The following is an 18,847-nucleotide window of genomic DNA, read 5'->3' as shown; positions in this document are numbered from 1 at the left end:
GAGCGCGCCATCGACCGCACGTGCGGGTCAGGCCTCGGCACGCCCGAGGCGCCAGTAGCCCATGAACGCCACCGCCCGCCGGTCGACGCCGTGCTCGGCCACCAGATGCCGCCGCAGCTGCTTGATCGCGCCCGCTTCGCCGGCGAGCCACGCGTACAGCGGTGCGCGTTTGAGTGCGGCTGCGCCCTTGGCCGTGCGCGGAACCTCCCACAGCAGTGTGCTGTCGACGTCGACCTCTTCGACGTCGGCGCCGCGGCCCGCCGGCACCAGGGCGGCTGCGGCATCCTTCGTCGTCGGCACGAGGTGCGCGTGCCGCTCTGCTCCCCGCGCGGCGATACGGTACTCGAAGCCCGGGTGGCGGGGCAGGTACGACACGTCGCCCGGATCGGGCACTTCGAGCACGACCGTGCCCCGTGCGTGGTCCGGCAGCTGCTCGAGGATCACCGCGATCGCCGGCGCGGCCGTCTCGTCCCCGGCGATCAGATATGCGTCAGTGTGCGCCGGCGGCACGAAGTCGATGCCGAAGCTCACGCCCTCGTGCGCGACGGTCGGCGCGAAGATCAGCACCTCGTCGCCGACGGCCGCACCGTCGATCCACGCCGAGGCGGGTCCGGCCACGTCGTGCGCCACCATGTCGATGTCGACCTGCCGCGCCTCGCGACGCACCGCGCGCGTCGTGTAGGTGCGGAACGGGGGACGTGACGACTCGTCCAGCTCGCGCCACCGGTCGTACCAGTCCGCGCCGGTGGGCATCGCCGCCAGCGGCGTCTGCGCGCCGGGGAAGACGAGCTTCACCCGCTGATCGAACCCGGGGTCGCCGTAGTCCGCCAAGGCCTCGCCCTCGAACGTGAAGCGCCGGAAGCTCGGCGTGACGTCGTCGATGCGGCTCACTCGGACGTGGAAGAACGTCGAGGTCTCGCTCATGCCATGCTCCTGACGTGGTGGCGTCCCCGGGGCAGAACGATGGGCGCCCCCGAGACCGGATCTTCGATGACGGCGCAGTCCAGCGCGAACACATCGCGGATGAGTTCGGCGGTCATCACCTCGGACGGCGGGCCGGATGCCACGACCAGGCCGTCCCGCAGCGCGAACAGGCGCTGGGCATAGCGTGCCGCGAGGTTCATGTCGTGCAGGACCATCACGATCGTCGTGCCGTGCGTGCGGTTCAGATCCGTGATCAGGTCGAGCACCTCGATCTGATGCGCGACGTCCAAATACGTGGTGGGCTCGTCGAGCAGCAGGATGTCGGTCTGCTGGGCGAGGGCCATCGCGATCCACACCCGCTGCCGCTGGCCGCCCGACAGCTCGTCGACGCTGCGGTCGGCGAGGTCGGCGATCCCGGTCGCCGACAGGGCCTGCGCCACGATCTCGTCGTCGTGCACGCTCCAGCGCGCGATCAGCTTCTGGTGGGGCTGACGGCCGCGGCCGACCAGATCGGCGACGACGATGCCCTCCGGCGCGGTGGGACTCTGCGGCAGCAGGCCGAGCGTGCGGGCGAGCCGTTTCGTCGGCTGACGGCGCAGGGACTTGCCGTCGAGCAGCACGTCGCCGCCGCGCGGGGCGAGCAGGCGAGCCAGCGCCCGCAGCAGTGTCGACTTGCCGCATCCGTTCGCGCCGATGATGGCCGTGATCTGGCCGGCGGGGATGTCGAGGTCGAGGCCGTCCACGATCGTGCGGTCGCCGTAGGCGAGCGTGAGAGAGGCGGTGGACAGGGTATGCGACGCGGTCACAGCGATGCTCCCGAGCGGTTGAGACGGATGAGAAGGACGATGAGGAAGGGCGCGCCCAGGATGCCGGTGACCACGCCGACGGGAAGGCGCCCGTCGGTCGCGAACTGACCGATGAGGTCTGCGATCAGCACGAGCAGCGTCCCGACGAGGCCCGAGGCCGCGAGCAGAGCTGCCGACGGGCCGACCAGACGCGCGGCGATCGGCCCCGACATGAACGCGACGAACGCGATCGGCCCGGCCGCCGAGGTCGAGAACGCGAGCAGCGCCACCGCGGCGACCAGGGCGAGGATCCGGGTGCGCTGCGCGTGCACGCCCAGACCGGTCGCGATGTCGCTGCCGAGCCGCAGCGTGCCGAGGGCGCGCGACTGCGACAGCAGGGCGGGGACGAGCACGACCGACGCGACGGCAAGCGGGGCGAGGGTCGACCACTCGGCGGCGTTGAGGCTTCCCGCGAGCCAGCGCATCGCCGCCTGCAGGTCCCACGCCGATGCGCGCGACAGCGCGTACGTGATGACGCTGTCGAGCATCGCGGCAACCCCGATGCCGATCAGGATCAGGCGGGTGGCCGCGAAGCCGCCGCGATGGGCGAGCAGGAAGATCGCGAACGCCGTGACGAGCGCTCCGGCCAGGGCAAGCAGCGACACCGCGAGCGGATCGAGCGAGAGCAGCACGATCCCGACGACCGCTGCGGCCCCGGCGCCGGAACTGATGCCGATGACATCGGGCGAGGCGAGGGGATTGCGCAGCATGGTCTGGAACGTGACACCGGCCGCCCCGAACGCGAAGCCTGCGAGCACCGCGAGGACGGCGCGCGGCAGACGCAGCTCGCCCACCGTGAACGACGCGCCCGGCACCGTCTGGCCGGTCAGCACCCGCATCACCTCGGCCGGACCGTAGAACGTGTCGCCGATCATGAGGCTCAGGGCGAACACGGCGGCCGCGGCCGCGGCGAGCGCGGTCACGACGAGCGCGCAGCGGCGGCCGCGCCGGCGACGCCCTGCCACGATCGCACGCACGGTCGTGGCATCCGGTGCCACCACGCTCGCGCTCACAGCTGCCGCACCTTCTGCCGGCGGACGATCCAGATGAAGAACGGTGCGCCGATCAGGGCCGTCACGATGCCGACGTCGAGTTCGCCCGGCCGCGCCACGAGACGCCCCACCACATCGGCCGCGACGAGCAGGCCGGCTCCTGCCACGACCGAGAACGGCAGCAGCCATCGATGGTCCGTACCGATCAGCAGGCGGCAGAAGTGCGGGATGACGAGGCCGACGAAACCGATGGGCCCGGCGACGGCCGTGGCCGCGCCGCACAGGCTGACCGCCCCGGCCGCTGCGATCAGCCGACTGCGCAGCACGTGCACGCCGAGCGCCGTCGCCACCTCGTCGCCGAGGGCGAGGGCGTTCATGCCGTGTGCGCCCACGAGACAGGTCGCACCGCCGACGATCAGGGCGGGCAGCGCGAGCCCGATCCGGTCCCAGGTCGCGCCGCCGACGCCGCCGATCTGCCAGAACCGGAAGCCCTCCATGACCTCGGCGCGGGGGAGCAGCACGGCCTGCACCAGCGAGGCGAACGCGGCCGATGCGGCGGCTCCGGCGAGCGTGAGCTTCAGGGGGGTCGCCCCGCCGGCGCCGAGCGAGCCGACGACGTAGACGAAGACCGCGGCGGCGGCCGACCCGGCCACGGCGGCCGCCATGAGGGCACCGGGGGAGGACAGCCCCCACACGGCGATGCACACCACCACGGCGAGGGCGGCGCCGCCCGAGACGCCGAGGAGGCCGGGGTCGGCCAGCGGATTGCGGGTGACGGCCTGCATGGACACGCCGGCAACGGCGAGGGCCGCACCTACGAGCACGGCGAGCACGGTGCGCGGCAGGCGCGCGACCACGGCGGCCTGACCCACCGTGTCGGCATGCCCCGCCAGCGCCGCGAGCACCTCGCCCGGCGACACCGTGCGCACACCGAGCGCGACCGACGCGACGGTGAGCAGACCCAGTGCGCCCACGGCGAGGGCGAGCCACCCCAGCCGCGCGCTGCGGCTGCGTCGCCGCGCGACGGCGAGTGCCGCGGGGCGATCCGCCGCGGCGGCCACCGTCATCGGTCGAGCGCCTTCGCCAGCAGGGCGAAGTAATCGTGGACGCCCCACCCGATCGACAGGGGCGACGGGTTGGCCGACGCGGCCAGCGGGGTGTCGTTCTGCAGCACCGCGATGTGGCCGGCCGCGATCGCCGGGATCTTGGACAGCAGCGGATCCGCCTTCAGTTTCGCGATCATCGCGTCGGCGTCGTCGCCATACGTGACGAACAGATCGACGTCGCCGAACCGGTCGGCCTGCTCGGCGCTGACGGTCACGTAGAACTGGTCGGTCTTCGCCGACTCCTCCCTCACGACGGCGGGCTCCGGCATCCCGAGGCTCTGGAGGAAACCCGGGCGGGTGTCGTGGTGGGTGTAGAAGCCGATCTTGCTGAAATCGGCCGGGTCCAGGTACGAGAAGAGGACCTTCGCGTCCTTCAGTGCGGGGAAGTCGGCCAAGGCTTCGCCGACCTCGCCGTGCAGCGTGTCGATCAGCCGATCGCCCTCCGTCTGCAGCCCGAGCGCCTTGGCGTCCATGCGGATCATGTCCTCGTAGGAGGTGCCCCAGGCGACCGAGGGATAGGCGACGACGGGCGCGATCTTCGACAGCGTCCGGTAGTCGGCCTCGCTGAGCCCCGAGTACGCCGCCAGGATCACGTCCGGCCGCGTGTCGGCGACGGCTTCGAAGTCGATGCCGTCGGTCTCGTCGTAGAGGGTGGGAGTCGTGCCGCCGAGCTCGGCGATGCGGTCCTCCGCCCACGGAAGGATGCCGTCGTGGTCGTCGTCGCCCCAGGTCGCCTTGGCGATTCCGACCGGGACGACCCCGAGCGCGAGCGGCACTTCGCCATTGCCCCAGGCGACCGTGGCCACGCGCTTCGGCTTCTGCGCGACGGTCGTGGTGCCGTACACGTGGTCGATGCTCACCGGAAAGTCATCGGACGACGGCCCCTCTTCGGTGCCGGCGGAGGTGGCGGTAACGCTCGCACACCCGGCCAGCAGAAGGGACGAAGCGGCGACGAGGGCCAAGGCGGACGCGGACAGAACACGGTGGACGGGCACGGGGGACTCCTTCGCGAGCAGATAGGTAAGGCTACCCTAACCGACACGCGCGAGAGGTATCGACGCCGCATCGTCGCTCCGGTCACGGGGCGGTCCGGCGTCTTCAAGGGGTCGCCCGGTGCGGCAACCTATACTGGGAGGCTGGCCCGTTTCGGGCCGATCCCCTTCTCACCGAACGAACGGACGTCGACTGTGCTTGCCGTGCACGACCTGCAGATCCGCGTGGGCGCGCGCACCCTCATGTCCGAGGTGTCGTTCCGCGTCGCCCCCGGCGACAAGATCGGGCTGGTCGGGCGCAACGGTGCGGGCAAGACGACGCTGACCAAGGTCCTGGCCGGCGACCTGCTGCCGTCCGAGGGCAAGGTCGACCGGTCGGGCGAGCTCGGCTACCTGCCGCAGGACCCGCGTTCGGGCGACCCCGACATGCTCGCGCGCACCCGCATCCTGGATGCGCGGGGCCTGGGCAGCATCGCGATCGGGATGCGCGAGTCGTCCGAGCTGATGGCATCGGACGACATGGATGCCGCGGCCCGCGCGATGCGCCGATACTCGCACCTGACCGAGCGGTTCGAGGCCCTCGGCGGTTACGCGGCCGAAGCGGAAGCGGCATCCATCGCCCACAACCTCTCCCTGCCGGACCGGATCCTCGACCAGCCGCTGCGCACGCTCTCGGGTGGTCAGCGTCGCCGCATCGAACTCGCGCGCATCCTGTTCTCGGACGCCGACACGATGATCCTCGACGAGCCGACGAACCACCTCGACGCCGACAGCGTCGTGTGGCTGCGCGAATTCCTCAAGGGCTACAAGGGCGGCCTCATCGTGATCAGTCACGATGTCGAGCTCGTCGGCGAGACGGTGAACCGCGTGTTCTACCTCGACGCGAACCGCGAGGTCATCGACATCTACAACATGAACTGGAAGAACTACCAGCGCCAGCGGGTCGCCGACGAGGAGCGTCGCAAGAAGGAGCGCGCGAACGCCGAGAAGAAGGCCACGGCGCTGCAGCAGCAGGCGGCGAAGTTCGGGGCGAAGGCCACCAAGGCCGCCGCTGCGCACCAGATGATGGCCCGGGCCGAGAAGCTGCTCAGCGGCCTGGACGAGGTGCGGCAGGTCGACCGGGTCGCGAAGCTGCGCTTCCCCAAGCCCGCGCCGTGCGGCAGGACCCCGCTCATGGCGTCCGGACTGTCGAAGTCCTACGGGTCGCTGGAGATCTTCACCGACGTGGACCTCGCGATCGACCGCGGTTCGAAGGTCGTCGTGCTGGGACTGAACGGCGCGGGCAAGACGACGCTGCTGCGCATCCTCGCCGGCGTCGACCGCCCCGACACAGGGCAGGTCGAACCCGGGCACGGGCTGAAGATCGGGTACTACGCGCAGGAGCACGAGAACCTCGACGTGAACCGCTCGGTGCTCGAGAACATGATGTCGGCGGCCCCCGACATCAGCGCCACCGAGGCGCGCAAGGTGCTCGGCTCGTTCCTGTTCACCGGCGACGACGTGCTCAAGCCCGCCGGCGTCCTGTCGGGCGGCGAGAAGACGCGCCTGTCGCTGGCGACCCTCGTGGTCTCGAGCGCCAACGTGCTGCTGCTGGACGAGCCGACCAACAACCTCGACCCGGCATCGCGCGACGAGATCCTGGGGGCGCTCGCGCACTACGAAGGATCGGTCGTGCTGGTCTCGCACGACGAGGGCGCCGTCGAGGCGCTGAACCCCGAGCGCGTGCTCATCCTGCCCGACGGGGTCGAGGACATCTGGGGTCGCGACTACGTCGACCTGATCACCCTGGCCTGACCGGCGCCGCGGCCTCCGGCACCCCGCAGCACGACCGCGAGGGTACACCTGGCCGTCGAGGGTGCGGGCCGTTGCCATACCCTCGCCCGCGAGTTGTACCCTCGCGGGTGGATGCCGGGGTCAGCGGTCGGCGCGGTCCAGCAGCGCGTCCTCGTCCTCGGCGTCGCGGTCGGCGCGCCGGGCGTTGCGCGTGCGGGTGCGGTCTGCGGTGCGTTCGGCGGCCAGACGGGCGGCCGCTTCGGGATCCGTGGCCGCGAGGGCTGCGACTTCCGCTGCATCCTCCCGGTCCTCGCGTCGGATCCGGCGCTCGGAGCGGATCACGTACCAGATGAAGACGAACCCCATCACGGCGAACATGATCCATTGGATGCCGTACGACAGGAACGGCCCGGGGTCCGCCGACGGCGCCTCGAAGGCCTGCGGCGCCGTGGCCGGCGCGGGATGCTCGGACACGAGTTGGCCGTACGCACCGCGTTCGAGCGCCGCACCGTCGGCGCCGCCGATCTTCTGCGCGATCAGCGGCAGGTTGATGGACGGCACCTGGCCGGATGGCGCGTCCTTGCCCGCTGTGGGAAGGTTCTCGCCCGGCATCAGGCGGACCACGACCTGCACGGTCCCTTCGGGGGCGGCCGGGATCGCGTCCGGCGTCGGCTGCTTGTTGCCCGGCGGCTCCCACCCGCGGTCGACGAGGAACACCCGGCCGTCGGTCGTGCGCAGGGGCACGATCATCTCGTAGGCCGCCGTCCCGGCGTGCACGCGGTTGCGGACCAGCAGCTGCTCGTCGGCGAGGTAGGTGCCGGTGAGGGTCACCGGGCGCCACTGGTCGTCGGCGGGCAGTGTCTGCTGCGGGGCGAGCAGGTCGCCGAGGGCGACGGGTTCAGCGCCGTAGTTCGTGGCGATCAGCTGCAGCTGCGCCGTGCGATCGGCGTTCTTGCTCAGCTGCCAGTGCGACAGGAAGGCGCATGCGATGGCGAACACGATGGCCACCCCGACGTAGGCGGTCCACCGGACGGCGGCCGGGGCGTTCTGGCGGCGGGTGCTCATCGGTTGCTCAGCTGTCCTCGGCGGGGCGGAAGGGGGCGACCTCGACCGGGAAGCGGCGCGAGGCGAGATAGTCGTGCAGGTATGCGGCGTGGTCGTCGCACGCGAGCCAGATCTTACGGCGGTCGTCTGTGTGGATGCGGGGATTGCGCCACACGATCTGCACGGTCGCGGCCGCACGGCACCCCGCGCGCGAGCAGATCGGGGCGTCCGGCTCGCCGGACGCGAAGGTCACGACGCCGTGCCCTGCGGCTCGTCGCCCGACGATGCCTGCGGCTCGTCCGCCGACGTCTGGGGTTCGTGCTCGGACTCCTGCCCTGCGTCGGCGTCCGATGCGCCGGAGGCCGACGCCGGCCGCGCATCGCGATGCACGTCGCCGACCTCGCGGGTCTCGCGGACGGTGATCACCGACGGGCCGTGCGCGGGTGCGGCCGGCATCGTTCCCTCGAGGGCACGCTCGGGCGGCACCGCGCCGACGGTCTTGCTGTCCTGGCCGACGTTGGCGAGCACCACCGCGATGTACGGCAGGAACACCGCCCCGACCCCGAACACCCACGTGTACCAGCCGAACGGCTGAACGAAGACCATCGCAAGGAAGCACAGCACGCGGATGCCCATCATGATCAGGTAGCGGTGCGAGCGCGACCCGACCTCGTCACGCGGGGCGCGGGGCAGCGAGGTGGCCGATTGGGTGTGCGACGTGGTCTTCACGATGACTCCAGCCTACGCCGCGTGCCGGGCGCGGTCGCCGCTAGGCTTGTGCGAGCATCCGCCCGCGAATCCCCGGAGTCACCCATGTCTGAAGCCCCCGTCGTCCTCGTCACCGGCGGCAACCGCGGAATCGGCCGGGCGATCGCCGAGCGGTTCGTCGCCGCCGGCTACCGGGTGGCGGTCACGGCTCGTTCGGGGGAGGGCCCCGAGGGCACGCTCACGGTGCGCGCCGACATCACCGACGCGGCTGCCGTGGACGCCGCCCTGACCGAGGTCGAGCAGCAACTCGGACCGATCACCGTCGTCGTCGCCAACGCGGGCATCACGAAGGACACGCTGCTGCTGCGCATGAGCGAGGACGATTTCGACAGCGTCGTGTCCACGAACCTCGGCGGCACCTTCCGGGTGGTCAAGCGCGCGATAAAGGGCATGGTCCGGGCCCGGTGGGGACGCGTCATCCTCATCTCGTCCGTCGTCGGACAGCTGGGCTCGGCCGGCCAGATCAACTACGCGAGCTCGAAGGCGGCCCTCGTCGGATTCGCCCGATCGCTGACCCGGGAGCTGGGCAGCCGGGGGATCACGACCAATGTAGTCGCGCCCGGCTTCATCCAGACAGACATGACCGCCGTGCTCCCCGAGGAGACACAGGCCGAGTACAAGAAGAGCATCCCGCTCGGCCGCGCCGCGACCCCCGACGAGGTCGCGGGCGTCGTCGCCTGGCTCGCATCCGACGACGCCGCCTACATCTCGGGCGCAGTGATCCCGGTCGACGGCGGCCTGGGCATGGGGCATTGAGCCCTCAGCGGTCGATCGCCTGAACCAGCAGCTCGGACAGGCGCTCGGGCACCGAGAACTGCGGCCAATGGCCGGAGCCGATGCGCACGACCTCGCTGTCTTCGATCGCCTCGAACTCGTCGGCGAAGCGCCCCCACTGGCGGATCATCGGCGCGAACTCGTCTTGCGTGGCGTTGCCCATGAGCAGCGTCACCGGCACGCCGTGCCGACGCTCGTCCGACAACCGGAGCGGATCGGTGGGCACTCGTGCCGGCACGCTCCGCGCCAGTGGCAGCGTGCGCGCCCGGGTCGCCTCGTCGAGGTCGTAGACGTCTTCGTCGGGGAAGAAATCCCAGCCCGGGAACGGCACGACGCCGTCGACGAGGTCGAACTCGGAGATGCCGTTGTCGCCGGGCGGCGGGACGGTGTCGACGAAGACCACGCGTGCGACCCGATCGGGCCGTGCATCGGCGGCGCCCCAGACGACGTTGCCGCCGCCGGAGTGGCCGACCAGCACGACGGTCCCGGCCGCCGCATCGATCGCCTCGACCGTGGCCGAGACCCAGTCGGCGATGCCGATCTCGGCGGACTCCGGCGCGGGCACTCCCATGCCGGGCATGGTGAGCGGATGAACGCGATGGCCGGCCGAGCGCAGCGCCGGAAGGATCGGGTCCCATGACGACGCGTCGAGCCAGAGACCGGGTACCAGGATGATGTCCATGCCCCGAGCGTAGCCAGGGGGTCCGACGCCGCTCGGGGGCGGTGGGTCAGCGCGGCAGCAGCGGGATGACCTGCGCGAGATCGATGGGTCCGATCACGAGATCGGCCTGCGCGCGGACGGCGGGCTTCGCGTTGAACGCGAGCCCGAGCGCTGCCTCCTGCATCATCTTCAGGTCGTTCGCACCATCGCCGACCGCGATCGTGCGCTCCGGCACGACGCCGTGCCGATCGGCCCATTCGCGGAGCGTGGATGCCTTGACCGCGGCATCCACGATGTCACCGTCGACCTGACCGCTGAGCGCTCCGTCCTCGACGTGCAGGCGGTTGGCACGCCATTCGTCCACTCCCAGCTCGCGGGCGACCGTGTCGAGGATCTCGTGGAACCCGCCCGAGACGACGCCCACGATGCCGCCGCGCTCGTGGACGGCGGCGATGAGCTCGCGCACGCCGGGAGTCGGCTCGACCCTGGCCAGCACCTGCGCGAACGCCGCTGTCGGCACACCGCGCAGCGCCCGCACCCGCGAGCGCAGACTGGTGGCGAAGTCCACCTCACCGCGCATGGCGGCCTCGGTGGCCGCAGCGACCTCGGCGCGGCGTCCGACCTCATCGGCGATGAGCTCGATCACCTCGTTGCGGATCAGGGTGGAGTCGGCATCGAGGACGACGAGAAGGCGCGCGGACACGCGTCCACCCTACCGACGCCTCAGCGCTCGACCCGCACGCCCTTGCCGACGATCGTGATGCCCGAGTCCGTGACGGTGAACCCGCGGTCGAGATCCCGCTCGCGGTCCACGCCCACCGTCGCGCCGTCGTCGAGCACGACGTTCTTGTCGAGGATCGCGCGGTGCACGCGGGCGCCCTGACCGACGCGCACATGGTCGAACAGCACGGCATCGGTGATCGTCGACCCGCCGCCGGCGAGCGTCCACGGTCCCACGACGCTGCGCTCCAGGTGCGTGCCAGACAGCACCGAGCCCAGCGAGACGATCGAGTCGATCGCGTTGCCGATCCGGCCCACCGAATCGCGGACGAACTTGGCCGGCGGTGAGTTGACCGACTGCGCGTGGATGGGCCACTCCGTGTTGTACAGATTGAACACCGGGAGGGTCGAGATGAGATCCATGTGCGCGTCGAAGAACGAGTCGATCGTCCCGACGTCACGCCAGTACGACCGGTCGCGATCGGTCGAGCCGGGCACGGCGTTGAGCTTCATGTCGTAGACGGCCGCCTCGCCGCGATCGACGAAGTACGGCACGATGTCGCCGCCCATGTCGTGGTTCGATGTGGACGCCTCGCCGTCGGCGGTGACCGCCTCGATGAGCGCGTCGGCGTCGAAGATGTAGTTGCCCATCGACGCGAGCACCTCGTGCGGGGCGTCGGCCAGGCCCGTCGCGTTCTGCGGCTTCTCGAGGAACTGCCGGATGCGGCCGGGCGCCTCGGGGTCGACGTCGATCACACCGAACTGGTGCGCGAGCCCGAGCGGCTGGCGGATGCCGGCGACCGTCGCGCGGGCGCCGGACGCGATGTGCGCATCGAGCATCTGCCGGAAGTCCATCCGGTAGACGTGGTCAGCGCCGATGACGATGACGATGTCGGGCTGTTCGTCGTTGATCAGATTCAGGCTCTGCAGGATCGCGTCGGCAGAGCCCGAGAACCACCGTTTGCCCAGGCGCTGCTGCGCGGGCACCGATGCGACGTACGAGTCCAGCAGCGCCGACATCCGCCACGTCTGGGAGATGTGCCGGTCGAGGCTGTGCGACTTGTACTGCGTGAGCACCACTACCTGGCGCAGACCCGAGTTGATGAGGTTCGAGATGGCGAAGTCGATGAGCCGGTACTGCCCGCCGAACGGCACGGCGGGCTTGGCACGATCGGCCGTCAGCGGCATCAGCCGCTTGCCCTCACCGCCGGCGAGGATGATTCCGAAGACCTTGGGTGCGGCTGGCATGGCACCACACTATGCCCCGGATTGCGTCTGTACTAGCGTTCCTGACATGCGCGTCGACATCGTCACGAAGGAGTACCCGCCCGAGATCTACGGTGGCGCCGGAGTGCACGTCACCGAGCTGGTGAAGGCGATGCGAGGGGATGCCGCGGCCGGCCTGGACGTGCGGGTCCACGCGTTCGGCGCCCCGCGCGACGAGCCCGCGACGACCTCGTACGGCGTGCCGGCCGAGCTCGTCTCGGCCAATCCGGCGATCCAGACGATCGGCACAGACCTCGAGATCGTGGCCGACGTCGCGGGCGCCGACGTGGTGCACAGTCACACCTGGTACGCGAACTTCGCCGGTCATCTCGCCTCACTGCTGCACGGCATCCCGCACATCGTCACCGCACACAGCCTCGAGCCGCTGCGCCCGTGGAAGGCTGAGCAGCTGGGCGGCGGGTACGACGTCTCGAGCTTCATCGAGCGGACGGCCTACGAGGGGGCCGCGGCGATCGTCGCGGTCTCGGACGGCATGCGCTCCGACATCGTGCGCAACTACCCGGGACTGGACCCCCGCAAGGTGCGCGTCATCTACAACGGCATCGACGTCGAGCAGTGGCATCCGATCGAGGATCCCGAGCTGCTGCGCTCCCTGGGAGTCGACTCGAGGCGGCCCTCGGTGGTGTTCGTCGGAAGGATCACCCGGCAGAAGGGCCTGCCCTATCTGCTGCGGGCCGTGGCGCTGCTGCCGCCGGAGGTGCAGGTCGTCCTGTGCGCGGGTGCCCCCGACACGCCCGAGATCATGGCCGAGGTGACCGGACTGGTCCGCGACCTGCAGGCCGCGCGCGACGGGGTCGTGTGGCTCGACCGGCTGCTGAGCAGACACGAGCTGTGCACGGTGCTGACCGCCGCGACCACGTTCGTGTGCCCGTCGATCTACGAGCCCCTGGGCATCGTGAATCTCGAGGCGATGGCCTGCGGAGCGGCGGTGGTGGGCACGGCGACCGGCGGCATTCCCGAGGTGGTGATGGACGGGGTCACCGGCCGGCTCGTGCCGATCGACCAGGCCGACGACGGCACCGGGACCCCCAACGACCCAGAGCAGTTCGTGGCCGATCTGGCCGCCGTGCTCACCGAGGTGGTGGGTGATCCCGAACAGGCCGCGCGCTACGGACGGGCCGGGCGCGAGCGTGCGAGCGCCGACTTCAGCTGGACGACGATCGCGCGCCAGACCGCCGCGCTGTACGCGGAGGTGACCGGTTCCGGCCGATAGGCTTGGGAGCATGCCCCAGGTCCTCGAGTTCTCCGACGTCGTCGTCCGCAGAAACGCCCGGAACATCGTCGACCACATCGACTGGTCCGTCGACGACGACCAGCGGTGGGTCGTGCTGGGCGCCAACGGCGCCGGCAAGACGACGATCCTGCAGCTTGCAGCGACCCTGAGCCACCCCACGACCGGCAGCGTCACCATCCTCGACGAGCGGCTCGGTCGCACCGACGTCTTCGACCTGCGCCCGCGCATCGGCTTCGCCTCGTCGGCGATGGCCCGGCGGATGCCGCCCGAAGAGACCGTGCTGAACACCGTGATGACGGCGGCGTACTCGGTGCTCGGGCGTTGGAACGAGGCGTACGAGGACATCGACGAGCGTCGTGCGCTGCGGGTGCTCGCGGAGTGGAAGCTCGACCACCTCGCCGACCGGACGTTCGGCACGCTGTCTGAGGGGGAGCAGAAGCGGGTGCAGATCGCCCGCGCCGTCATGACCGACCCCGAACTGCTGCTGCTCGACGAGCCGAGCGCAAGCCTGGACCTGGGCGCCCGCGAAGAGCTGCTGCAGCTGCTCGGCGGGTACGCGCAGGCGCCCACGACGCCGGCGATGGTCATGGTGACCCACCATGTCGAAGAGATCCCGGTCGGATTCACGCATGTGCTGCTGCTGCGCGAGGGCGGGGTCGTCGCGGCCGGACCCCTCGCCGAGACCCTGACCGCCGAGAACCTGAGCGCGACGTTCGGCATGCCGATCGTGCTCACGAGCGACGACGGACGGCACACGGCACGTGCTGCGTCGCAGGAACCCGTCCGGCCCTGATAGAATCGACCCTTGGTGCTTCTCGCGCCGTAGATTTCCCTTCCGCACTCGCAAGGAATTCCATGAAGACTGACATCCACCCCGACTACCACGCCGTCGTGTTCCGTGACCTGGGCTCGGGCGAGACCTTCCTCACGCGTTCGACCGCGACCAGCGACAAGACGGTCGAGCTCGACGGTGTCGAGTACCCCGTCATCGACGTCGAGATCTCGTCGGCGTCGCACCCGTTCTACACGGGCAAGCAGCGCATCCTCGACTCGGCCGGCCGCGTCGAGAAGTTCAACCAGCGCTTCAAGAACTTCGGCGCCGGCAAGTAAGCCGAAGCGCCCAGCAGCGTCCCGAAGGCCCCGCTCCGGCGGGGCCTTCGGCGTTCCCGAGCTCAGCCGCGGCGGGGCGCATCAGCGGATCGGCCAGCTGCCGTCGAGCTTCTCGGCCGGGTCGATCCGGCCGATCTGCACGAAATAGTCGGTGAGGCTCTCGGCCTGGTCGCGCGCCCATCCGATCTGGTCGGTGTGCAGCTGCGCCGCCGTGGGCGGCAGGCGGTCGGCGAACCGCTCCACGAGAGCGAGCGCGACCCGACCGGCCGCGACGGCGTCGGCCGAGGCCTGGTGCGCGCCGTCGAGGCGGACGGCGTAATGCTCGGCGACCGCGGTGAGCGTGCGCTTGCCGCGCCGGTACCGGTCGTACGCCTTGTCGATCACGAGCGGGTCGATCACCGGCGTGGGCTCGGCGATCGGCGCCACGCCGTGCCGGACCGCCTCGTGCTTGAGCAGCGAGAAGTCGTACGGGGCGTTGTATGCGACGACGGGAATGCCCGCGTCCAGCAGGGCGCGCAGCGCGGCCGACACCTCGGCGACGACCTCGGCGGCGGGGCGGCCGTGCGCCCGGGCGTGAGCGGTGGAGATGCCGTGCACGGCGGTCGCGGCATCCGGGATCACGACCCCGGGGTCGGCCAGCCAGCTCTGCGCGCTGAGCACGGTCCCCGCGGCGTCGAGCACGCCCACGTGCGCGGTCACCACACGATCGCGGGTCACGTCGATGCCCGTGGTCTCGAGATCGAACACCCCCACTCGACGCGACCATTCCGGTGTATCGAAGAGGGGCAGCTGATCCATGTCGCCCACGGTATGCGAACCCGCGGACATCGCCGGGTCCCACGCCGGGGATGGGCGGCCGCAGTCCTTAGACTCGGGGAGTGACCCAGACCCGACAGCCGTCCGTGGCGAACCCGTACGCGCAGCAGCTCGCCGAGGTCCCCGTGGTCCGCCGCGAGGCCGAGATCCTCGGCGGGACGACCGTGTACTGGGTGTACGGGCCCGACGATGCGCAGACCACGATCATCGCCGTGCACGGATTTCGCGGCGAGCATCACGGACTCGAGCCCGTCGTCGCACATCTGCCCGGCGTGCGCGTCGTCTCGCCCGACCTGCCCGGCTTCGGCGAGACGCCACCGGTGCCGGACCGTCGGCACGACCTGAGCGCATACGTCGACTGGCTCACCGCGTTCGCCGCCGAGGTCGCCCCGGGAGCTGTCGTCCTCGGCCACAGTTTCGGGTCCATCGTGACTGCGGCAGCCGTGGCCGCGGGGCTGACCACGCCCCGGCTGATTCTCGTGAACCCCATCGGCGCGCCCGCACTCGAGGGGCCCCGTGGCATCCTCACGCGCTTCGCCGTCCTCTATTACTGGCTCGGCGCGAAGCTGCCGGGGCGAGTTGGCGAGGCGCTGCTGCGCAACGGGCTGATCGTGCGCGTGATGAGCATGGCGATGGTCAAGACGAAAGACCCGGCGCTGCGCCGGTTCGTCCACGACCAGCACGACACGTACTTCTCGCGCTTCGCCGATCGTGACGCGCTGCACGACGCGTTCGTCACGAGCGTCTCGCACGACGTGCGCGAGTCGGCGGCGCGCATCGCGCGGCCGACGCTGCTGATCGCGGCCGAGCGCGACGACATCACCCCGATCGAGAAGGAGCGCGAGCTCGCGACGCTCTTCCCGGACGCGACGCTCGTCGAGATCCCCGCGGTCGGGCATCTCATCCATTACGAGACGCCGGCCGAGGCCGCCGCCGCGATCCACGCCTTCCTGCCCTGAGCCGCGCAGCCCGAGGGCACACGGTGGCTTGGAGTCAGAGGCCGTCGCGGGCCAGGTCCATGAGAGGGCGCACGCGGTAGCCGATCACCTCGCCCATCGCGAGCGAGGTCTCGGTGCGCTCGACGCCGTCGATCGCGAGGATCCGGGCGTCGGTGTCGAACAGGTGCTGCGTGTCGCGGCATGCGACCTGCACGAGCAGATCGATCGGACCGCTCAGCCCGTGGGCCTGCACGACCTCGGGGATCCGGTGCAGTTCGGTGCTGATATAGGGCAGATCCGCCTGGCGCACCGTGACGCTGATGAACGCCTCGATCGGAAAGCCGAGGGCACTGGCCGAGATCGCCCGCTCGAACGACAGGAAGGCGCCCGAGCGCTCCAGGCGCGCCATGCGCGCCTGCACGGTATTGCGGCTCAGGCCCAGCTTGTCGGCGATCGCGACCACGGTCGCGCGCGGTTCGTGCGAGAGAGTGGCGAGAAGCTCGAGATCAACGCTGTCCAGTTGAGCCATAGTGCGAAACATTAGCACGTCGGATGAGGTTGCATCTGCGCAACATGCTCACTATGACGGCGGATGCTTGAGCTAGGTGTGAATCCGACGTACTCTCACGGTATCCGGTGATGACGCCGGCTCGTCACGCGGTGCGCCTCACGAGGGACCCGCGAGAAGGAGGGATGACCAATGGTGAACACCCTGACCCCGGCTGCAGACCTCAAGAGCGACGTCGACGACGTCGCGCGTCTGCTGACCGCCGACGGTGAGCGCATCGCCGACCGCGAGCTCGACCCCTGGGTCGCCGACGTCGACGCCGAGCAGCTGCGCGGGCTCTACCGCGACATGGTGCTGCTGCGCCGCATCGACGCCGAGGGCATGGCCCTCCAGCGTCAAGGCCAGGTGGGATTGTGGGCCCCGTGCCAGGGGCAGGAGGCCACGCAGATCGGCACCGCCCGGGCGCTTCGCTCCGACGACTTCGCATTCCCGAGCTACCGCGAGACCGGTGTGGTCTACGCCCGCGGCGCCGAGCCCGAGGGGTTTCTGCGCGCCTGGCGCGGCGAGGCGCACTCGAGCTACGACCCGAACGAACTGGGCACTGCGATCCCGCAGATCATCATCGGCGCGCAGACCCTGCACGCGGTCGGCTACGCGATGGGCATCCAGCGCGACGGCACGGACCAGGCCGTGGCGACGTGGTTCGGCGACGGCGCGACCAGCCAGGGCGACGTCAACGAGGCGATGATCTTCGCCGCGTCCTACGGCGCCCCGGTGGTGTTCGTCTGCTCGAACAACCAGTGGGCGATCAGCGAGCCGGTCGGAGTGCAGGCGAAGACCCCCATCGCGGGACGGGCGCCGGGCTACGGCATCCCGAGCATGCGGGTGGACGGCAACGACGTCCTGGCCGTCACGGCCGCGATGCGCTGGGCGCTCGAGCACGCGCGCAGCGGCAAGGGCCCGGCCTTCATCGAGGCGGTGACCTACCGCATGGGTCCGCACACGACGAGCGACGACCCCACGCGCTACCGCGGCAAGGACGAGGTGGAGCGCTGGCGCGCCCGTGACCCGCTCGCCCGTGTCGAGGCGTACCTGCGCGCTCAGGGCGCGTTCGACGACGAGTTCGCCGCGCAGGTGGCGAAGGATGCCGATGACCTGGGCGCCGCGGTCCGTGCGGCGTGCCTGCAGATGACGACGGCGCCGGCCATCAGCATCCTCGACAACGTGTACGCCGAGCCGCACTCCGGACTCGAGGACGAGAAGGCGTGGTTCGGCGCCTACCTCGAGGGCTTCGAGGACGCGGAGGCGGCGCGATGACTCAGCTGACGATGGTCAAGGCCATCAACGAGGGGCTGCGGCGCGCGATGCGCGACGACGACAAGGTCCTGGTCATGGGCGAGGACATCGGCCGCCTTGGCGGCGTGTTCCGCGTGACCGACGGCCTGCTCGATGAGTTCGGCGCCAAGCGCATCGTCGACACGCCGCTGGCGGAGTCCGGGATCGTCGGCACCGCCGTGGGACTCGCGTATCGCGGCTACCGTCCGGTCGTCGAGATCCAGTTCGACGGGTTCGTGTACCCGGCGTTCGACCAGATCGTCTCGAACGTCGCCAAGCTGCACTACCGTTCGCAGGGCGCGGTGAAGATGCCGATCACGATCCGCATCCCGTGGGCCGGCGGCGTGGGCGCCGCCGAGCACCACTCCGAATCGCCCGAGGCGTATTTCGTGCACACCTCGGGGCTGCGCGTGGTCGCCGTCTCCAATCCGCAGGACGCGTATACCGTCCTGCGCCAGGCGATCGCGTGCGACGATCCGGTGGTGTTCTTCGAGCCGAAGCGGCTGTACCACACCAAGGGCGAGGTCAACCTCGACACGGATCTGGCCGATGCCGCCCCGATGGGCCTGGCCCGTATCGCGCGGCCGGGTACGGATGTGACGCTGCTGACATACGGCGCGCAGGTGGCGACGGCGATGGATGCCGCGACCGCCGCCGAAGACGAGGGTATCTCGATCGAGGTGATCGACCTGCGCTCGCTGTCGCCGGTGGACTACAAGACCGTGAGCGCATCGGTGCGCAAGACCGGCCGCGTCGTGGTCACCCACGAGGCGGCGCGCGAGGCGGGCCTCGGCGCCGAGCTCATCGCGAGCGTGACCGAGCGCTGCTTCAACTACCTCGAGTCGGCGCCGGTACGCGTCACGGGCTGGGATATCCCGTACCCGCCCGCCAAGCTCGAGAAGCACCACGTGCCCGACCTGGACCGGATCCTCGACGCGGTCGACCGCGTGATGGACCGCCCGAACAGCCTGACGGGGGTTGAACTGTGATGGGCATGAGCCCGGGCCGCGCAGCGGCCGT

At 70.6% G+C, this 18,847-nt stretch carries 21 protein-coding genes; 8 read left to right on the top strand and 13 right to left on the bottom strand.

The annotated features are described in order from the left end of the window. Window positions 1–27: 27 nt before the first annotated feature. Genes AC3RX0_RS06760 through AC3RX0_RS06740 form a run of 5 tightly spaced genes read right to left on the bottom strand, consistent with a single transcriptional unit; the run spans window position 28 to window position 4,862 of the window. On the bottom strand, window positions 28–924 hold the full coding sequence (locus AC3RX0_RS06760) for a siderophore-interacting protein (protein WP_491505146.1): 897 nt from the start codon (window positions 922–924) through the stop codon (window positions 28–30). Further along, window positions 921–1,730, bottom strand: coding sequence for an ABC transporter ATP-binding protein (locus AC3RX0_RS06755; protein WP_491505145.1), 810 nt, complete (start codon window positions 1,728–1,730; stop codon window positions 921–923). The genes AC3RX0_RS06760 and AC3RX0_RS06755 overlap by 4 nt, the downstream gene beginning before the upstream one ends. Further along, the gene (locus AC3RX0_RS06750) at window positions 1,727–2,782 is read right to left on the bottom strand and encodes a FecCD family ABC transporter permease (protein WP_491505144.1); all 1,056 of its coding nucleotides are present in this window, start codon (window positions 2,780–2,782) and stop codon (window positions 1,727–1,729) included. Before AC3RX0_RS06750 ends, AC3RX0_RS06755 begins: the two co-directional genes overlap by 4 nt. Further along, entirely contained in the window at window positions 2,779–3,828 is a 1,050-nt protein-coding gene (locus AC3RX0_RS06745; protein WP_491505143.1) for a FecCD family ABC transporter permease, read from the bottom strand. Before AC3RX0_RS06745 ends, AC3RX0_RS06750 begins: the two co-directional genes overlap by 4 nt. Continuing rightward, on the bottom strand, window positions 3,825–4,862 hold the full coding sequence (locus AC3RX0_RS06740; protein WP_498165901.1) for an iron-siderophore ABC transporter substrate-binding protein: 1,038 nt from the start codon (window positions 4,860–4,862) through the stop codon (window positions 3,825–3,827). The genes AC3RX0_RS06745 and AC3RX0_RS06740 overlap by 4 nt, the downstream gene beginning before the upstream one ends. A gap of 192 nt (window positions 4,863–5,054) precedes the next feature. Between AC3RX0_RS06740 and AC3RX0_RS06735 the strand changes: the two genes are divergently transcribed. Next, entirely contained in the window at window positions 5,055–6,653 is a 1,599-nt protein-coding gene (locus tag AC3RX0_RS06735) for an ABC-F family ATP-binding cassette domain-containing protein (RefSeq protein ID WP_491505141.1), read from the top strand. A 120-nt stretch (window positions 6,654–6,773) separates the two neighbouring features. Here the strand turns inward: AC3RX0_RS06735 and AC3RX0_RS06730 are convergent, their stop codons facing one another. The 3 genes from AC3RX0_RS06730 to AC3RX0_RS06720 are packed head-to-tail and all read right to left on the bottom strand — an operon-like array spanning window position 6,774 to window position 8,405. Then, window positions 6,774–7,697, bottom strand: a complete 924-nt coding sequence (locus AC3RX0_RS06730; RefSeq protein WP_491505140.1) for an SURF1 family cytochrome oxidase biogenesis protein — start codon at window positions 7,695–7,697, stop codon at window positions 6,774–6,776. 7 nt (window positions 7,698–7,704) lie between these two features. Further along, window positions 7,705–7,929: a hypothetical protein gene (locus AC3RX0_RS06725; RefSeq protein ID WP_491505139.1), complete on the bottom strand. Its 225-nt coding sequence runs from the start codon at window positions 7,927–7,929 to the stop codon at window positions 7,705–7,707. Beyond that, window positions 7,926–8,405, bottom strand: a complete 480-nt coding sequence (locus tag AC3RX0_RS06720) for a DUF3099 domain-containing protein (protein WP_491505138.1) — start codon at window positions 8,403–8,405, stop codon at window positions 7,926–7,928. Before AC3RX0_RS06720 ends, AC3RX0_RS06725 begins: the two co-directional genes overlap by 4 nt. 84 nt (window positions 8,406–8,489) lie before the next feature. Between AC3RX0_RS06720 and AC3RX0_RS06715 the strand changes: the two genes are divergently transcribed. Then, the gene (locus tag AC3RX0_RS06715) at window positions 8,490–9,200 is read left to right on the top strand and encodes a beta-ketoacyl-ACP reductase (RefSeq protein ID WP_491505137.1); all 711 of its coding nucleotides are present in this window, start codon (window positions 8,490–8,492) and stop codon (window positions 9,198–9,200) included. Between the two features lie 4 nt (window positions 9,201–9,204). Here the strand turns inward: AC3RX0_RS06715 and AC3RX0_RS06710 are convergent, their stop codons facing one another. The 3 genes from AC3RX0_RS06710 to glgC are packed head-to-tail and all read right to left on the bottom strand — an operon-like array spanning window position 9,205 to window position 11,847. Continuing rightward, window positions 9,205–9,900 carry an alpha/beta fold hydrolase gene (locus AC3RX0_RS06710; protein WP_491505136.1) on the bottom strand — a complete coding sequence of 232 codons (696 nt, stop codon included), beginning with the start codon at window positions 9,898–9,900 and terminating at the stop codon, window positions 9,205–9,207. 46 nt (window positions 9,901–9,946) lie between these two features. Continuing rightward, entirely contained in the window at window positions 9,947–10,582 is a 636-nt protein-coding gene (serB, locus tag AC3RX0_RS06705; protein ID WP_491505135.1) for a phosphoserine phosphatase SerB, read from the bottom strand. A gap of 20 nt (window positions 10,583–10,602) precedes the next feature. Continuing rightward, on the bottom strand, window positions 10,603–11,847 hold the full coding sequence (glgC, locus tag AC3RX0_RS06700; RefSeq protein ID WP_491505134.1) for a glucose-1-phosphate adenylyltransferase: 1,245 nt from the start codon (window positions 11,845–11,847) through the stop codon (window positions 10,603–10,605). A gap of 46 nt (window positions 11,848–11,893) precedes the next feature. Between glgC and glgA the strand changes: the two genes are divergently transcribed. The 3 genes from glgA (at window position 11,894) to AC3RX0_RS06685 (ending at window position 14,230) form a co-directional block, all read left to right on the top strand. Next, window positions 11,894–13,099: a glycogen synthase gene (glgA, locus tag AC3RX0_RS06695; protein WP_491505133.1), complete on the top strand. Its 1,206-nt coding sequence runs from the start codon at window positions 11,894–11,896 to the stop codon at window positions 13,097–13,099. A gap of 10 nt (window positions 13,100–13,109) precedes the next feature. Beyond that, complete coding sequence (locus AC3RX0_RS06690; protein WP_491505132.1) at window positions 13,110–13,913, top strand: ABC transporter ATP-binding protein; 804 nt, start codon at window positions 13,110–13,112, stop codon at window positions 13,911–13,913. Between the two features lie 62 nt (window positions 13,914–13,975). Beyond that, the gene (locus tag AC3RX0_RS06685) at window positions 13,976–14,230 is read left to right on the top strand and encodes a type B 50S ribosomal protein L31 (protein ID WP_491505131.1); all 255 of its coding nucleotides are present in this window, start codon (window positions 13,976–13,978) and stop codon (window positions 14,228–14,230) included. Window positions 14,231–14,311: 81 nt separating this feature from the next. Here AC3RX0_RS06685 and AC3RX0_RS06680 read toward each other — a convergent pair whose 3' ends face one another. Continuing rightward, complete coding sequence (locus tag AC3RX0_RS06680) at window positions 14,312–15,028, bottom strand: exonuclease domain-containing protein (RefSeq protein WP_491505130.1); 717 nt, start codon at window positions 15,026–15,028, stop codon at window positions 14,312–14,314. Window positions 15,029–15,108: 80 nt separating this feature from the next. Here AC3RX0_RS06680 and AC3RX0_RS06675 point away from each other — a divergent pair, with 80 nt between their 5' ends. Beyond that, window positions 15,109–16,005 (top strand): alpha/beta fold hydrolase, encoded by an 897-nt coding sequence (locus AC3RX0_RS06675; RefSeq protein WP_491505129.1) that lies wholly within the window; start codon window positions 15,109–15,111, stop codon window positions 16,003–16,005. Window positions 16,006–16,039: 34 nt separating this feature from the next. On the opposite strand, the gene AC3RX0_RS06670 is transcribed toward AC3RX0_RS06675, so the two are convergent. Beyond that, window positions 16,040–16,513, bottom strand: a complete 474-nt coding sequence (locus tag AC3RX0_RS06670; protein ID WP_491505128.1) for an Lrp/AsnC family transcriptional regulator — start codon at window positions 16,511–16,513, stop codon at window positions 16,040–16,042. A 171-nt stretch (window positions 16,514–16,684) separates the two neighbouring features. Between AC3RX0_RS06670 and pdhA the strand changes: the two genes are divergently transcribed. Both pdhA and AC3RX0_RS06660 read left to right on the top strand, forming a co-directional pair. Next, complete coding sequence (gene pdhA / locus AC3RX0_RS06665; protein ID WP_491505127.1) at window positions 16,685–17,809, top strand: pyruvate dehydrogenase (acetyl-transferring) E1 component subunit alpha; 1,125 nt, start codon at window positions 16,685–16,687, stop codon at window positions 17,807–17,809. Then, window positions 17,806–18,816, top strand: a complete 1,011-nt coding sequence (locus AC3RX0_RS06660; protein ID WP_491505126.1) for an alpha-ketoacid dehydrogenase subunit beta — start codon at window positions 17,806–17,808, stop codon at window positions 18,814–18,816. The genes pdhA and AC3RX0_RS06660 overlap by 4 nt, the downstream gene beginning before the upstream one ends. Window positions 18,817–18,847 lie beyond the last annotated feature (31 nt).

The organism is Microbacterium sp. W1-4-2 (assembly GCF_058349885.2).
Note: the sequence above shows the minus strand (reverse complement) of the source record. Positions and strands in the feature narration are given on the sequence as shown.

Coding starts and splice junctions, on each gene's coding strand:
- AC3RX0_RS06760 (WP_491505146.1), bottom strand. CDS start 924: ATGAGCGAGACCTCGACGTTCTTCCACGTCCGAGTGAGCCGCATCGAC.
- AC3RX0_RS06745 (WP_491505143.1), bottom strand. CDS start 3,828: ATGACGGTGGCCGCCGCGGCGGATCGCCCCGCGGCACTCGCCGTCGCG.
- AC3RX0_RS06730 (WP_491505140.1), bottom strand. CDS start 7,697: ATGAGCACCCGCCGCCAGAACGCCCCGGCCGCCGTCCGGTGGACCGCC.
- AC3RX0_RS06715 (WP_491505137.1), top strand. CDS start 8,490: ATGTCTGAAGCCCCCGTCGTCCTCGTCACCGGCGGCAACCGCGGAATC.
- AC3RX0_RS06710 (WP_491505136.1), bottom strand. CDS start 9,900: ATGGACATCATCCTGGTACCCGGTCTCTGGCTCGACGCGTCGTCATGG.
- glgC (WP_491505134.1), bottom strand. CDS start 11,847: ATGCCAGCCGCACCCAAGGTCTTCGGAATCATCCTCGCCGGCGGTGAG.
- glgA (WP_491505133.1), top strand. CDS start 11,894: ATGCGCGTCGACATCGTCACGAAGGAGTACCCGCCCGAGATCTACGGT.
- AC3RX0_RS06690 (WP_491505132.1), top strand. CDS start 13,110: ATGCCCCAGGTCCTCGAGTTCTCCGACGTCGTCGTCCGCAGAAACGCC.
- AC3RX0_RS06685 (WP_491505131.1), top strand. CDS start 13,976: ATGAAGACTGACATCCACCCCGACTACCACGCCGTCGTGTTCCGTGAC.
- AC3RX0_RS06680 (WP_491505130.1), bottom strand. CDS start 15,028: ATGGATCAGCTGCCCCTCTTCGATACACCGGAATGGTCGCGTCGAGTG.
- AC3RX0_RS06670 (WP_491505128.1), bottom strand. CDS start 16,513: ATGGCTCAACTGGACAGCGTTGATCTCGAGCTTCTCGCCACTCTCTCG.
- pdhA (WP_491505127.1), top strand. CDS start 16,685: ATGGTGAACACCCTGACCCCGGCTGCAGACCTCAAGAGCGACGTCGAC.
- AC3RX0_RS06660 (WP_491505126.1), top strand. CDS start 17,806: ATGACTCAGCTGACGATGGTCAAGGCCATCAACGAGGGGCTGCGGCGC.